13 protein-coding genes are annotated in these 15,098 nt (G+C 30.6%); 2 read left to right on the forward strand and 11 right to left on the reverse strand.

The window, feature by feature from the left end; translation table 11 throughout:
* Positions 1–2: 2 nt before the first annotated feature.
* Positions 3–1,307 carry a vWA domain-containing protein gene (locus ACXAHM_RS14165; protein ID WP_474961105.1) on the reverse strand — a complete coding sequence of 435 codons (1,305 nt, stop codon included), beginning with the start codon at positions 1,305–1,307 and terminating at the stop codon, positions 3–5.
* Positions 1,308–1,453: 146 nt separating this feature from the next.
* On the opposite strand from ACXAHM_RS14165, the gene ACXAHM_RS14170 reads away from it, so the two are divergent.
* A complete protein-coding gene (locus tag ACXAHM_RS14170; protein WP_474961106.1) occupies positions 1,454–3,085 on the forward strand; it encodes a leucine-rich repeat domain-containing protein in 1,632 nt (543 codons plus the stop codon).
* 170 nt (positions 3,086–3,255) lie between these two features.
* Here the strand turns inward: ACXAHM_RS14170 and ACXAHM_RS14175 are convergent, their stop codons facing one another.
* The 7 genes from ACXAHM_RS14175 to ACXAHM_RS14205 all read right to left on the reverse strand — a co-directional run bounded on the left by ACXAHM_RS14175 (position 3,256) and on the right by ACXAHM_RS14205 (position 11,312).
* A complete protein-coding gene (locus tag ACXAHM_RS14175; protein WP_474961107.1) occupies positions 3,256–4,281 on the reverse strand; it encodes a hypothetical protein in 1,026 nt (341 codons plus the stop codon).
* Between the two features lie 223 nt (positions 4,282–4,504).
* Positions 4,505–5,641 carry a hypothetical protein gene (locus ACXAHM_RS14180; protein WP_474961108.1) on the reverse strand — a complete coding sequence of 379 codons (1,137 nt, stop codon included), beginning with the start codon at positions 5,639–5,641 and terminating at the stop codon, positions 4,505–4,507.
* A 59-nt stretch (positions 5,642–5,700) separates the two neighbouring features.
* Complete coding sequence (locus ACXAHM_RS14185; protein ID WP_474961109.1) at positions 5,701–6,147, reverse strand: hypothetical protein; 447 nt, start codon at positions 6,145–6,147, stop codon at positions 5,701–5,703.
* A gap of 193 nt (positions 6,148–6,340) precedes the next feature.
* The gene (locus ACXAHM_RS14190; RefSeq protein WP_474961110.1) at positions 6,341–7,726 is read right to left on the reverse strand and encodes an efflux transporter outer membrane subunit; all 1,386 of its coding nucleotides are present in this window, start codon (positions 7,724–7,726) and stop codon (positions 6,341–6,343) included.
* A 2-nt stretch (positions 7,727–7,728) separates the two neighbouring features.
* Complete coding sequence (locus ACXAHM_RS14195) at positions 7,729–8,865, reverse strand: HlyD family secretion protein (protein ID WP_474961111.1); 1,137 nt, start codon at positions 8,863–8,865, stop codon at positions 7,729–7,731.
* A gap of 36 nt (positions 8,866–8,901) precedes the next feature.
* Positions 8,902–9,108 carry a DUF1656 domain-containing protein gene (locus tag ACXAHM_RS14200; RefSeq protein WP_474961112.1) on the reverse strand — a complete coding sequence of 69 codons (207 nt, stop codon included), beginning with the start codon at positions 9,106–9,108 and terminating at the stop codon, positions 8,902–8,904.
* A 113-nt stretch (positions 9,109–9,221) separates the two neighbouring features.
* Positions 9,222–11,312, reverse strand: coding sequence for an FUSC family protein (locus ACXAHM_RS14205; RefSeq protein WP_474961113.1), 2,091 nt, complete (start codon positions 11,310–11,312; stop codon positions 9,222–9,224).
* Positions 11,313–11,931: 619 nt separating this feature from the next.
* Between ACXAHM_RS14205 and ACXAHM_RS14210 the strand changes: the two genes are divergently transcribed.
* Positions 11,932–12,408 (forward strand): hypothetical protein, encoded by a 477-nt coding sequence (locus tag ACXAHM_RS14210; RefSeq protein ID WP_474961114.1) that lies wholly within the window; start codon positions 11,932–11,934, stop codon positions 12,406–12,408.
* A gap of 362 nt (positions 12,409–12,770) precedes the next feature.
* On the opposite strand, the gene ACXAHM_RS14215 is transcribed toward ACXAHM_RS14210, so the two are convergent.
* The 3 genes from ACXAHM_RS14215 to ACXAHM_RS14225 form a co-directional block, all read right to left on the reverse strand.
* Positions 12,771–13,076, reverse strand: a complete 306-nt coding sequence (locus tag ACXAHM_RS14215; RefSeq protein ID WP_474961115.1) for a PD-(D/E)XK nuclease family transposase — start codon at positions 13,074–13,076, stop codon at positions 12,771–12,773.
* Positions 13,077–13,654: 578 nt separating this feature from the next.
* Positions 13,655–14,002: a hypothetical protein gene (locus tag ACXAHM_RS14220; RefSeq protein WP_474961116.1), complete on the reverse strand. Its 348-nt coding sequence runs from the start codon at positions 14,000–14,002 to the stop codon at positions 13,655–13,657.
* A 2-nt stretch (positions 14,003–14,004) separates the two neighbouring features.
* On the reverse strand, positions 14,005–15,024 hold the full coding sequence (locus ACXAHM_RS14225; RefSeq protein WP_474961117.1) for an RHS repeat-associated core domain-containing protein: 1,020 nt from the start codon (positions 15,022–15,024) through the stop codon (positions 14,005–14,007).
* Positions 15,025–15,098 lie beyond the last annotated feature (74 nt).

Raw genomic sequence — 15,098 nt, forward strand, 5'->3', positions numbered from 1 at the left:
TTTTAATCTCTCATTCTTATAATTCGTCCTGGTAATTGTCTCCAATAAGCATCATTTTCGATGATGCCATCACTTGTAATCAACCATAAGATTGGTTTTCTAGGAAAAATTTTTGGTGCATCCGCAAATCCATCTGTAAAGTAAATGATTGCATCTGGTTTGTATACTTCATTTGCAAATTCAATTGGAGCATAAAATGAGGTCCCTCCTTTTCCATTAAGTAATTCTGGAATTTTACCTCTGTAGGGATAATGTTTTCGAATTTCATTATCACATTCGACAATATATAATTCTCCACCTTGACGCCATATATGATAAATCTCCATAAAGAAAGCTTCAAGATCTTTTTTTAAAATACTTCCTGATGTATCAATTGCAATTAGCAACTTATGTTTCCTTTTAATTTTGATACCTGGAGTTGTACCATACCTTTTAGAAGGTCTTCTTAACGTATTTTGTAATACTGTATTGGCACTACTTGAGGTAAACATTCGTATGATTCTTCTCCAATTGACTACAGGTTCAAAAGTCTGAAATAAGGCATTCATATAATCTGTTAGTCCTTCAGGTAGTTGCTTTTCCAAATCAAAACCTTTCGCTTTTAATCTTTCTGAGGTCTGTTTTAATATTTCATTTATATTACTATCAATCACTTTGGTCTCAGCATCAGATAATTTTGAGGCTTCTTCCCAAAACTGATGCTTTTGTAATTCAGCATGATAAGGATTCGATAAATCTCCTAATTTTGTTGGTATAGGTCTTCCATTGAAATCCTCCTCTATTTCATTTTCTAATTCACTTTCTTCAGAATTTGAAGAATTTTCATTTCCTAGACTACGAGTTGAAGTGACATCATCCATTAGTTTTTTCAAGGCTTTATAATAATAATAAACATCTCTATTCCTTTCTAGTTTAAAAGCATAGGTCTCTTCCAATTGCCAAAGTTTTTCTAATGTAAACCCACCTTCTGGCAATTGTTGAGGTGAAATGTATTGATTTACAACAAGATCTGCAGCTATATTAAATAAGAATTTATGTTCAAATGATTTCGATAATGTAATGTGTTTTAAAATCAAATGCAGCAATTCATGTTTAATCAGGCCATACTTCTTTTCTTCATTTTCTAGTGTATACCAATAGTTTTTGTTGATCATCAATTTTAATCCATTCAAACCATTTATCCCTACAGCTGCAGTCTTTACGTCTTCTGAAATTTCTTTGACTAAACCAGTGAAAAAGTGCCCATAAAAAGGTTCTTTAAGAATGAGTTGAATACTGATTTTAGAAACTTCATCTAAGAGTGACATCTAATTTTATCTTTTAGATTAGTGTTATGATTAAAAGCGATAATTAAGATCTGCATTTTATTTTAAATATCATTTCAATTTTGAAGAATTTAATGGAAAAATGCATCTTTAAAGGATAATAACGCATTACCTTTCAATAATCATTTATGGGATTTACGGTTTACATTCAAAATAGAAAAAAGTTTCCTTTACGAAGACCTGACGCAGTAGAATGTATTGTTTTACATGACAAGGATAAAGAAGGAAATCCGTTAACATGGAGTTTAAATGAAATAAAAGAAAATTTAAAGGCATGTAGTCAATTACAAAAACTGACCATTGAAAACTGTTCTTCTACCATTTTAAAAGACGAATTAGATAGTTTAGGTTCATTAAAAGAACTCGAAATTAAAGGAGGGAAGATTGAAAATATAGATCAATGTTGTACACTACTTTCACAATTAGAATACCTCAATATTAGCAATTGTAACTTTCTTGACCTTTCTATTATTTATGAAAAATGTAAAAATCTTAAGCATTTAGAAATTGTTAATTGTAAAGTAGAAAGTATTCCAAATGAAATTGAAAACTTAAATCAATTAGAAAGGCTTGTTGTTGTAAAAAATAAAATTAAAGATGTTTCCCATAACATCTCAAAACTACATTATCTAAAATGGATTTTATTAGGGCAAAATAACGTTTTAGAAATTCCTCCTTTACCTCCTTCATTACTCACTTTTGCAGCTTCAAATAATAAGATCTATCAAATACCAAGTTTTGTAGAAGAACTACCCGATTTGGTATTCTTAGACATCAGTCATAACCCTGTAAAGGAAATTAATCTCGCCAAAGCCCCAAAACTCCAACGTTTGTTTATGGGACATGTTACGCTTCAGAAAGATCCTATTTTACCCAAAAGTCTTACATTTCTTTTGGCCGAAAGTATGCAATTGAAAAACCTCGATTTTATCAGAAACCTAGAAGAATTGAAGTTTATCAATATCAATAACAACAAATTACTTACTCCTGAGATTATTGATACGATTGCTTTTCTTCCCGATCTGAAATCGATCAATACGGAAGGATTGGATTTTATAGGTATGCAAAACATGTCGCTTTTCAATGACTTTTTAGATTTTTTAAAGAAGGAAAGAATTACATATTCATTACAGAATTCTTTACTAAAAAAGCAATTATTAGATCCTCCGATCCGACTGATGCAACAATTAACCAAGGAAGAGCTCTTTGTAATGTTCAATTTTAGTATTGATGCCTTTAGAAGAAATTTTGGTTTTAGAAGTTTAATTAATGAACCTAGGGACACAATAAATCCTTTTGAAAAAGAGGCTGTCGTCTATATTGGTAAAGGTTGTAGTTTAGAAAAAAATATACTTAAGCAAAGGTTAGAAAAATTAAAAGTAAAGGTAACTGAAGTATTAGATGAAAAGGTTTCACACATCATCTTTGGTTTCTTAGAAGGTCCACAATGGTTTAAAAATATTGATTACAACAACATCACTTTTTATGTAGAAGAAGTGATAAGAGAATTTGTATTTTCAGAAGACACTCCTTTTTTATATTTTAAAGAAGAAGGATTTGAAGTTGATAATTTAATGCAACTTCTAACGAGCGATAATCAGTCTTTTTTGATTGCTTTGGAATTAATGATGACCAATGGAGCACCAATGCCTGCAATTAGACAATTCACTCAATTGTTAGAAGAAACAAAACAAGCAGGTATGGAAAAACATCATGAATTGGTAAGAAAACTAATACAACTTTATGCTCCTTTATTTTAATAAAAAACTACAACATTATAAGTAATTGCAGTTTACAACTTTATCATGTAAGTTCTTCTGTTTAGGAATTTCAAGGTGAATATTCCTATTTTTTACACTACAGAAATAAGTAATTAAAGAGCTGAAATTGGAAAATTTGTACACCGTTTTAGTAATTAAGTTCGCATTATTTATTTTTGTAAATGCCTTAGCACTGTTACTTTCATTTTATTATTTGTCCCTGCCCTTTCGATGGCATTTGTCAAACTATCTGAAGATACACTGCCTGCAACAGGATGAGATAGTTCATTAAAGATATACGTTGTATCTAAAATGGATGCGTTTCTTTCCAAAACATTTAACGATACCTTTGGCTTAATAGCCATAACATTGAATAATAATTGATTACTCCATTCAGAATATTCTATATTTTCTTCACAAACATAACCAAAGCTTTCAAAGAAATTAAAAATTGTTTCTTCATCTAAACGAGTCATATTTTCTTCTACAGTAAATAAGATTTCTTTATTACATTTTATAGGATCATAGTTATTGGTATCCTTATAAAACTTATTTCTAGTTTTAAAATATGTTCTAGGTTTACCATTGATATCTAACTCAATCTTATTTCCTTTAATTACACCTTTGTATTGAAGTTCTTTGTAACCACTAAATTGAATCGCCCAACTTTCAAATGAATCATTCAATTTTACTGAATCTACTATTCCAACAGGAAATCGTAATGCATAACATTCATTAGTATGAACAGAAAGTCTAAAAGAAATTGAGTCACCATTAGATTGGAAATCTTTTATTTTGGAAACAAAGTAACCTGGTAAATAACCATCTCTTTTTTTATCAAATTCATCCGTCATTCCATAATACCAACCTTCTATTTGATAATTATGTGTTTGGAAGGCAATGTATTGGTTTTCGCTTTGTTCTTCGGTATCGTTTTTTTGATCAAATTCATAAATACCTACTAATCTTAATTGGTCATGAGCTTCCTCGTCATCATCATCTTCCTTATCTTCTTGCACGATAAGAGATTTCAACTCATCATCAATTTCCTCCACCTTATGAATATCATCTTCCATAGATTCTTTCATTTCTACTTCCTCAGTTTGAGACTCGGAATTATCATTATCTGTTGCTTTGGGGGCAGCAGTACATCCAATGACTGTGATAAAAACTAGGTAAAAATATTGTTTTAACATGATAATTAAACAAAGAAGGTGCTATTGAGAAAATCTAAATTAAGTTTTTGATAAATCAATGCTTACAAAAATACCATTAGAGAAGAATTGACATAGACAAAGATAGGTATTATACCTTGTCTTAAACAACTGATTTATAGTACATAGATGTTATGTATAAGGAATTAAAAGGAATTTATAAAAGTTAGCTTTTAAAGATAATAAACTGAATTAGAAAACTTCATTAATGTTCAATTTCAAGAAAAGAACTTGATTCAAATTGAAATGATTTATAATAATGTTTTTTAGGGTTTAAAATTGTGATTGAATAGATTATTCCAGGGTAAACCGTAATATTATTTTCCTGTTGAGGAAATTCATTCATTAACTTATTTTTCAGATCATTATATTCATTATTTTCCGGCTCATTTTTCTTGATTTTTTTTAGATGATTTTTATCGAATACAGCAAATACTTTTTCATTAATATTTATCCAAAGGACAGTATGCTTACCTAAGCCATTATCATCACTATATTCTATGATTAGTGATTCATTATTTTCAAAATCAAAATCAGATTTATTCTTTAGTTTGTCGAAATAGAAAAAGAGTAAATCATTTTTAAAGCTTTTCCTAGTATATTCTATACGCGTCTTTAGGCTTAAACTATCAAAAATTTGACAATTCATTTTATCTATTATCCAACGATCGACAACCTTTCTAAATTTAAGTTTTACAGTGAAATGATTTACTTCAAAAGTAATTTCAAAGGATTTTTCTTGTAGAAAAACATCTTCGATATGAAGAACTTCGGATGAAACTTTATTTGTGAAATTAAGATGAATATCAGGATTAATATATTGATAAGAAGAATCGATTTTAAAATAAGCGTTTAGTAGAAGACTATCTTTATCATCTAGTGCTACTAAGCGATTTGCAATTAAATATTGAAGAGATAAATCAAAAACCTTATAAAAAGATTTAATAGTAATAGAATCTGTATCATAATGTGGATAATTTAATTTAGCAATTCTCTCACCACATAGTATAAATCCTTCTTCATCTTCTGGATAATATTCTAGTTTACAATATTGAAATCGTGTAGCGAAATCTGTAATACACGAATCTTCATTTATCATGAATAATGTATAATATTCATTACCTTCTTCTATTAAAATTAACGTATCACCATGTATCTTATAATTTCCAAAATAAGTAGCAACATCATGATGACCATTAATATTATAGGAATATTTCCCCTCTTTAAATTCATAGGTATAGGAAGTCCTTAAATGGCAACCGGTGTATTGACCGCTAATATTTTGAGCTAAAAGTATAGAATTTGAAAAGAAAAATATGATTAAAAAGAAGAGATTATTCATACCAACAAGATAGTACAAAAAAAAGAAAACCACCTAACTTTCATTAAGTGGTTTATATCTTATGATCTGTATTTTGAAGGCATTTTACTTCGATCTTGTCTTAGACCTTTTACTAAGGCTCTTGTTTTTCTTAAATGATTTTGAATGATCTTCCAATCAGAATATCCATCTCCTTTTAATAAAGAACTTTCAACTTCAGCTGCATCTGCAAAAATTTTACAACCTACCCATTCGGATGCACATTCTAAAGTAAATACGCTACCATCGTAATCATAAACAGGCATAGATGAAGGTGTACATTCTACATAAAGTTGTTGATCAAAATCTGGGAAATGCTGACTCAAATAATCTTCGACATGAATAAATAGATGTTCAAAAGTAATCAGCATCATACTTCTATTGTAGTAATTATCAGAGATAATATATTGCTCTACATTTTGTTGAGCATTTTTACAGAAAGATACTAATTCCTGAATCTCTTTTTGTTGTGGTTGTTTTGGCATCATTGGGTTGTTTATCTGTGAAGTAAGCAATTGCAATTTAAGATCATTTTTATTGGAATCAAGTGATTAAGATGTATTAATTATATGATTTACGCTAAATTTATTTAACTATAAATTCATTTTAGATATTTTATAAAAAAAAGGCTGCCCGATCAAAAACCGAACAACCTTTGCGAATAATACTGTATTAAATATTTTATTCTTCTACCCAATTACCGCCTAATGCTTGGTATAAAGCGATAATTTGGCCTAATAAATTACCTTTTGTTTGCACTTGCTCATTTTGTGCACTTAATAATGACTGTTGAGAGTTCAATACAGGTTGATAATCTACCATACCTTGTTGATACTGATCCATAGACATATTTAATGCATTATTAGAAGCTTCAACTGTACGAGAAATCCACTGTGCTGATTCTTTTAATTGCTTAATATTCGATAAACTACTTTGTACTTCTTGCATTGCTGTTAAAACTGTATTTTGGTAGTTTAATTGAGCTTCTTGGAATTGAACTTTAGCGATTTGCTTATTTCTTTGTTTGTACATTCCTTGGAAGATATCCCAACTTAATGTTGGACCAACAAAGTAATTTAAGCCATCAGAATTAAACCAATCTGAAGCATTATGTGATTCAAAACCGACATTACCTGTAATGGCTAAAGAAGGAAGCATTTCTGCTCTCGCTAATTCCTCATTAGCTACCATGCCCATCATTGCTTTTTCAGCCGAACGAATATCAGGTCTCTGCTGTACTACATCTACAGGAAGCAACGTCTGCATTTTTTCTGGGATATCAGGCAATTCAGCAGGTGTCAATAATGCCATCTGAATATTTTGAGGAAATTGACCAATATATACTTGAATCAAATTTATTTCATTGACTACTTGTGCTTTTAAATTATTGATAGAAGCCTGAGTATTATATAAAATAGATTCTGATTGATAAATATCTAATTTAGATTGCATACCATTTTGGTATTTACTTGTCGCTAAATCTAAAGCTCTTTGTTGAGAAGTGATGTTATTTTCAGCAACAATGATTTGGTTTTGATACATTCTCAATCGAATATATGCTGAAGATACCTCTCCAAGAATACTTACCATTACATTGTTTTTATCTTCTTGAGCCTGTTCGTAAGAATACTTCGCTACTTCTACTCCTTTACGTACTCTACCGAATACATCTATTTCCCAGTTTAATGAAACACCTGCACTGTAATCTCCATTGTGAGATTTGTTGTCTGTTTCTGTAGAAGGAATAGCACTTTCATACATTGATGATATATTGAAAGCTAAAGATGGATAATAAGAAGATTGAGATTGTTTATAAAGTAAACGCCCTTCCTCAATACGCTGCACTGCTACTTTTACATTAAGGTTCTGTTTTACTGTCTCTTCTAGTAAAGCATTTAATACTGGATCGTCAAAAATTTTCCACCAATTAGAAACACTTTCAACTTCTTCATAATTTACCAGATCTCCATCCCAATTAGCTGGAATAGAATCCATAAGATGTGCTGTTTGAGCATTAACAGAAAAAGTAATACTCAATATCGCAATTATTGATAGTAACTTTTTCATGATTATCTTAGTAAAGAGGGTGAGGAAACTAATTCAACTTCTTTTGAGGGATCTATTTTTTCATCTGTGTTCACTAAAACACTTGCTGTTTGACCTACTCTTAAATGAATATTTTTAGGAACATCAATCAGTTTAACTCGAACTGGAATACGTTGAGCTAAACGAATCCATTCAAATGTTGGAGCGATTGAAGGTAAAAGATCATTCCCTGTACTACCGTCGTCTTGAGATATACCCCATCCTAAACTTTGAACATAACCTTTAATAGGTTGATCACCATTTGACATCAATGTTACCACTGCAACATCATTTTCTTCGATATCCTTAATACTATTTTCTTTAAAGAAACCGTAAACCCAATAGCTATTTACATCAACTAATGCTAAAGCCGGTTGATTTGCTACAGTTTGTGTTCCTAATCTTAAATTTAAGTTCGTAACATATCCATCTACTGGGGCTACTACTTTTGTAAATTCTAAGTTTAATTTTGCTTGCTCTAACTGAGCTAACGAAGCTTGGTACTGGGCATTTTGTTCTCCATGAGCACCTAAATTAGCGATATCTTCTGCTAAAGATGCTTCCGCTTTTTTCACATTAGCTTTCGCTTGTGTAAGTGAACTTTCAGCTTCAGCCAATTGCTCCATGATTACTTGATATCCACTTTTAGCATTATCATAATCGTGTTGTGAAGCAGATCCATTGGCAAGACCTTTACTTTGACGATCGTATTCCGCTTTGTAAGTAGGAATTTGTGCTTTAATTTCTTTTATATTACTTTCTGCAACTTGAACATCTGTTTTGGCTACAGCTACATCAGCTCTAGCTACTTTAATTTGCTCTTCCATTGCATTTACATTATCAAAAGTACCTCTCAATGATGCTTTTGCTTCATCATATGATGCTTGAAAAGTTCTAGGATCTATTTCGAAAAGTACATCACCAGCATGTACAAACTGATTATCATGAACTCGTAAATTAACTATCGGTCCTGATACTCGAGGTGTAACTTGAATGATATTAGCCTGTACTTGACCATTTCTTGTCCAAGGATGTATAATGTAACTTCTATATTTATAGGCTACAGATAAAATAGCAACAAGTACTATTGCTGTGGTAATTATGTATTGTTTGTTTTTCATGATGAATAAATAAAATCGTTAATTAAGCTTCTATTGTTAGAGAATTTCAAATAAGGTGTCAATCCATACAGTATAGATAACAAGCATACATACATATACTAAAGGAGCATAACTAAAATATCTACTTATTCTGTATTTGTTCATTAATTTTGCAGAGACTTGTGTCACTGCTAACGCTACTAGAAATGAAACTAACATTCTAGGGAGAAATAAATCTCCAAAGCTGACTTCATAGGGTAACATATTTTATGCGTGTTATTGTTTCTTAGAGAATCGTTTAATTTTTTACATTACAAAGGTAATGCATGTAGAAAAATAGAATTGGTAAAGAATTTTCTTTAATTGGTAAAAAAAAATTAAGAAAACCTTTCCTCTTTCAATTTATCCCAATTGACTTCCTTTGCATAACTTGAATATTCTATTATTGACTTGGTCAACATTAAGTAACTTGCAACGACAGGGTAAAACGCTACTTGCTCTACTGGATTGTCATTAATTATATCTAATACTTTTCTATATTTTTGTTTGAAAAGTAATTCTAAAGATTGGGGTTCTTCTTTTTTTAATTTTCCCAATGCATTCAATAATACAAGAACTTCATCTTTCCATTTGTAAAATTCCACCATGAAATTCTGATAATCCCCTTCAGGTTGGATAGTTTCTTCCATATACAAATTTAATTGCATACTAATTCTTCTTAATCCAATAATTAAACCTGTAGTTTCATGTGGCTGTGACAATGAAGAAGGAATAGCCTTACTCCAATTTTCTACACTTTCTGGAAGAGTTAGAATACTACGTTCAGCAATTTTATATTTTATTCTTTGAAGGAAATTTAATTCAGTTGACGAATGATGTTCCAATAAAAAGCTACAGCTTTTAAAGAAACGGTGAATTTGATGAATCAATGCTTTCTCTGGGCGTGTATTCTGAATCAAGTAGGCTGACCAGACCACTAAACCAGTCACAAATACATTGGCAAAATCAGATTCAAGCATATGAGCAAAATCATATGACATTGGATTGGTGATACCCATTCCCATAATTGCAAGGGAAGCTGTAAGATAAATGACACCATTAAGAAAATACCTAACAGCAAATACCATTACAAATATGACAATGCCTAACCAATAAAATGTAGATAGTGCAGGTAAAACGAAAACATAAACTATTAAAATAATAAAAGAGAAAAACCCTAAGCCTTTTATTAAGTCTTTACTGTTCATTTGTGGAGTCGCCGAAATAGCCATAGCAGACGGTCCTGCCAAAGTAAACCACATTGTTCCACCAGGAGGGTTTACAAAAATCCAAACTAGATAACCTAAAAATGTTGCTACACCAGGTAATAAAGCCCTCTTTATTAAATCTAAATCATAAAGAGAATCTATTAATCTGTTATGCAAAAGTTTTTTCTGTTGCTCTAAAATCACATGTTCTTTTCCATGCAATACTTCCACTAATTCTTTCGTGTATTTCTCTAATTCTCTTAATTCGTTGATGATTAAAGAATATCTAATTTTGTCTGAACTATTTAATTGATTCAAATAATTTCTGTCAATATCTAGATCAATTGTCTTTGCAAGAGGAGAAGTTTCTACTTGTTCAATATATCCTTTAATTAATTCATACCTTTTATTAATCTGAGAAATTACTTCATCAGAATTTAAAATAATGCGTTGGATATTTTCCCCACCGAAGCTATTGAGAGCAACAACTATCCTATTCAAGGATCTTACTGTCAATAGTGAAGTTTCATAAAAAGAATCCCATTTTTCTTTATTCATGTGCACTTTGTTATCTTCATAACTTGCAACATCAATTGTTTCTTGTAATTGGTTGATGTCTTCTAATAAAGTTTTAGGTTCTTTTATTGATTTCGTATTATTATTTTCTATTGAAGAAAAAATACTTGACAGTAAATTTTGTTGTGCATTGATTATTTTAATACTCAATCCTTCAGGTCTTCTTGCATCCAATAGTGGCCAGATTAATAGACTTACTAGTGTATATGAAGCAATTCCCAATATATTTTCTATGGAACGATATAATGCATGGTTAAAAGCATCACTTGAAGAAGAAGGATCAGCAATAATAACCATTACCATGGTAAACCCTATTACATTATAAAAGTAGGCATGTCTTTTATCTGCAATCATCAAAAATGTGGTTATCACAAGCCAAGCACTTACAAGAAAGACAAATAACCATCTATCCTGCCCTGCTACTGCTGATATGACTAAACCCATGATACTACCAGGTATTGTACCACATAATCTAAAGAGTGCCTTACGCATACTCATTCCAGTATTAAAACCAGGAAAAGCAACCATAGAAACTGCAAACCCTGCCCAATACGGATTCATCCAATTATATTGGAGGGCTATTGCATAAGCAATGACAAATGCCAATGCCGCTTTAATGGCTTCTCTAAATTTTCTAGCATCCATAGAAATATTAGTTAGGTATATTAGTGTGTTAGTACTAATTCAAATGAAGAAATTGATTGAACGTCACAAAATTACTATCTGTAAAAAAGAGGAATTGGTAAAAAAAAAATTTCTAGTGGTAAAAAAGAATTTAAAATTAGTAGGAAACTTCTTTATTCTTAATATCTTTTTAAATACATATTTTAAGAGAAGATAAAAAAACATTAAAAGAACATATTTAAACCGGTTGCGATAGTTATTTTGAGAAATATTTAATAATTTTACTGCGTCGATTAACTTAATAACCTTCAAACATGAGAACATCAATGACTATCAGCGAAAGTACCCTAAAATGGGGCTCAAAAAATCTTTTTGGCAAAAAGGAAATTCCTAAATCGCCTCCCAAAACTAAAAAGAAAACTAAGGATTCTGTCAATAGATAAGAATCTCAAAAAGTACTATCATACCCTATTTTAACTTATTACTTTAAAGAGAGGCATTCGTCTCTCTTTTTTTGTTCTTTATCCGTAAATATTTCTTAAAAGTACTTTATAGAGTTAAAAAAATGTTGTTGGTCGAAAATGTAATGACTTTGAATGGATAATATTGACATTTGTTATGTGATCAATGAAACACAGACATGAAAACCATATACTATATACTTTTATGCATTCTATTTAGTTCTTGTATAGATGTCCATAAGGCACCTAATATTCAAGGTACATGGGAATTAGTTTCTGCTGTAACTATTAAAGGAGATTCGGTTCAACATATGAACTTAGAGGGGAAAAGAATGATTAAAATTATCAATAAAGATCATTTTGCATTCTTGAATCATGATGAGAATAAAGGTTCGGACTCAACGGCACATTTTATTGCAGGAGGAGGAGCTTATAAGTTAGCAGGAAATCAATATAAAGAAAATTTAGAATATTGTAATAATAGAAACTGGGAGGGTAATGATTTTACTTTTACAGTGACATTAGAAAAAGATACACTTATCCAGGAAGGTTTTGAAGAAATCGAAGCATTAGGTGTACAACAAAAAATTATAGAGACATATGTTAAAGTGCATTCTGGTCATACAGCCAATGTTTATGCTTTACCATTAATGTAAAAAGAGACAATAAATAGATTCATATAATTCATTTCATTTCATTAATTATTAAATTAATAGCGGTAGACAATAGTTGGGAAACCATCCTTTAAATAAGAGGATGGTTTTTGGTTTTCAGTATAAAATATTTCACACACAGTATACTAAATCAGCTATTTACATATTTTTCATTATATAGAATAGTACATGTAATTTAAAATAGTGGCACCATTAGTGGCACCTGAATATGAAAGTAAATCTAATACTTAAAAGTAAGATTACTGATAGCTCATTGATCACGTTAATTTGTTTTTAGGCTGTCTCCTGTTTTTTGGAATTTTGGCAATTCTAGATAAACAAACTTTAGCTTATCGTAGAATACCTTATTGTTCTGGTTTTTTTAGCTCGACAATATGTTGGAAATCTTCCTCCTCTTCATCAAAAATAAAGTCCATGATCGAAATTACGTACACGGCTTTCAGTTCGTAATTCCAAGACATACCCTTCTCTGTTTGCTCTTGAATTGGGAAACTAGAATAATAAATAGTCTGGTCTTTAAAAAACTTTTGTGAGACACGCTGTAGCTCAACGATAAATTTCTCTCTTAATTCATTTTCACAATATAAATCATAAATCGCTTTACGGTCTGTATCATTTTTGGGTAAATGTTCTGTTGGCTTGTAAGTCAACGTCTGGATCTGACTATCAGCAGGAAGTACTTCTTCAAAAAGTATATAAGGATATCCTAATTGTTTTCAACTCCAAATATTTTCTTATAACCAAAATTCGTAAAAGGGTTGATATATCGTGACGAACACATAACAATGTTTATTTCTACTAATGCAAAGATACTATTCTTAAAGTGAAAATCTGTTAGATGGGTAGCTTTTATGGAATTGCGGATGGGTATATTGGCAGAATAACACCATAAGTTTTTTGGTTTGTGAGGGTTGGGGGTTTGTTGTTTTAAGTTTCAAAATTAAAAAAAATATGCTAGTTGGTAATGATACTTATCGCTTAACATTAGGTACAGTGGAGAAATCCTTGAAGTTTCAAAATTCGATGAGGAAGATAAAAAACATATCTTCTCTGTGATTGATGCTTTTATTGCAAAAAGAAAGATTCAATCTATAATGTAATAAACGAAACAAGCCAATCTACTTGTGGGGTAGATTGGCTTGGATTGTTGTTTTAAGTTGAAAACTTAAACAATGATATAGTTCGTAATGACGCTAGCACTTAACATTACGAACAGTGGGAGTAGGTGTTACATATTATATTCAATCATATCTTCAATTGCATGTCTAAACCAATTCCAAAAATCTTTATATTTTTTAACTGTTTCAAATCCTTTAGAAGCGTAATCATGAACAATATAAACTGTTTCTAAATCTCCTATTACCCAACATGCAACATCATCTGAATCACATTTAGTTGCAAAAGGTATTAATTTTTTCTGAGGATAGCGTTCTCTTAAACCTTTGTACTTTTCCTCTAACTCTACCCCCTCTAATAAATACCAAGGCCAAAATTTAATTGTTCCTTGTTCAATTAAAATTAAAAATTCATCAGGATATGAAAACTTTTCACTTATTTTTTTATCTAATAAATCCATTATTATATTTTTTTTCCATCTACTTTTTCTAATGTCGGAGATCCCTTTGGATATTTTTTACCAAACCTTGCAGCTTGATTTTTAATTCTAAAATCATAAGCCTCTCCCCATGTTTTTGGTAATTCCTTTGTTTTTTTATTCATAAATCGTCTTGCTTGATTTTTTGGTATTATATCATCTGGTTTATATACATAAGCTTTTACTTGAGTATTCGTCTGTTGAGCTGCGTAAACTCTTGTATTATCAAGTGTTCCATACTTTCCATTACCCAAATCAATAACTTCAATAGGAGTACCTTTCCAACCTTTTGACTTCATACTTTTAACAATGTCAGCTGCACCATTTACACTAGTTTGACTAAAGTTGATATTATCTGCATTTAAAGTTTGAGGTTTACCAACTTGCTTTATTCCAAAATTTGATAACGCTTCGCCAATGGTCCCTAAAGTTTCACCAGTTTTAGCTACTGAATTAACAAACATATCCTCCATAACAATGGAGTTTCTTACATTAAGCCCCTCAAAATTATTTTTTGACGCTTCTATAGCTTCTTTGTAAGAGTTAAATCGATAACCAGTTGGTACATTATTCTCATTAACAGTCCAAACAACATGACTCTCATCCAGTGGTTGAGTTAATGTCATAGAAAATAACCCAAAAATTATTGGAAACGTGTCTGATCTCGTTTTTTGTGTTGATATGTATTTAAGTCTAGGTTTTCCATTATCAAGAGTATAAAGATAATGATATCGTTCCAACCCATCTAAATCAATAGCCTGAATTGGAGTGTTAGAAGCAAACTGATAAGGCGTAAGTTCTGGATAAGATTTAGTCAACGGATCCACACTCAGAAACTTTCCAATCACTGGATTATACACCCTAAAGCCATAATCCTGAATCAGCTGAGAACTGCTTAAATCCCTATCGTTTTCTTTACCATTAAACCCATAACGATAATTATCTTTATTGTCAGACCAAGATCTTTCCTTTATTGTTAAACCAAAAGGATTTGTATGGATTATCCAAGAGAATGACTATAATTTTTATCATATTCTACACCATCTCTCACACATGCAAAAACTCTTTGAATTAATTT

Source organism: Flammeovirga sp. AWQ4_249, from assembly GCF_056161045.1.